The organism is Aeromonas sp. ASNIH8 (assembly GCF_002919855.1).
GTDB classification, from domain to species: Bacteria; Pseudomonadota; Gammaproteobacteria; order Enterobacterales; family Aeromonadaceae; genus Aeromonas; species Aeromonas caviae.
In genome coordinates this window covers 1-549 of sequence record NZ_PQLN01000284.1, presented here as the reverse complement: position 1 = coordinate 549, position 549 = coordinate 1, and the positions used below count along the sequence as shown (strand labels likewise).

Annotated in this window: 1 protein-coding gene; it reads right to left on the bottom strand. The window is 59.2% G+C overall.

The window, feature by feature from the left end:
* Positions 1 to 549 (bottom strand): galactokinase (galK, locus tag C3418_RS23940; protein ID WP_103859400.1); only part of this gene is annotated, 549 nt, incomplete at both ends.

Here is a 549-nt window from a genome sequence, read left to right as displayed (position 1 = left end):
CCTCACGGCGGGTTGTGTACTCGCTGCCCACCAGGGTGCGTTTGAAATTACTGTTGAGGATCATCACCGCCGCGCCTTTCGGCAGGCTGACCGCTTTGGTGCCCAGCGAGCGGCAGTCGATCAGTAACGCGTGGCCTTTTTTGCCCAGCGCCGAGATCAGCTGATCCATGATGCCGCAGTTACAGCCGACGAACTGGTTCTCTGCTTCCTGGCCGTTAAGGGCGATCTGCGCACCGTCCAGCGGCAGGTGATAAAGCTGCTGGAAGACGGTGCCGACAGCCACTTCCAGCGAGGCAGAGGAGCTCAGGCCCGCACCCTGTGGGACGTTGCCGCTGATCACCAGATCTGCGCCGCCAAACTCCTTGTTACGTTTTTGCAGATGCTTCACCACGCCGCGGACGTAGTTAGACCACTGCTGGCTGTCATGGGCAACAATCGGCTCATCCAGCGAAAATTCATCGATCTGGTTGTCATAATCCGCAGCCATCACGCGCACCTTGCGGTCGTCGCGTTTTGCGCAGCTGATCACCGTCTGGTAATCAATGGCGC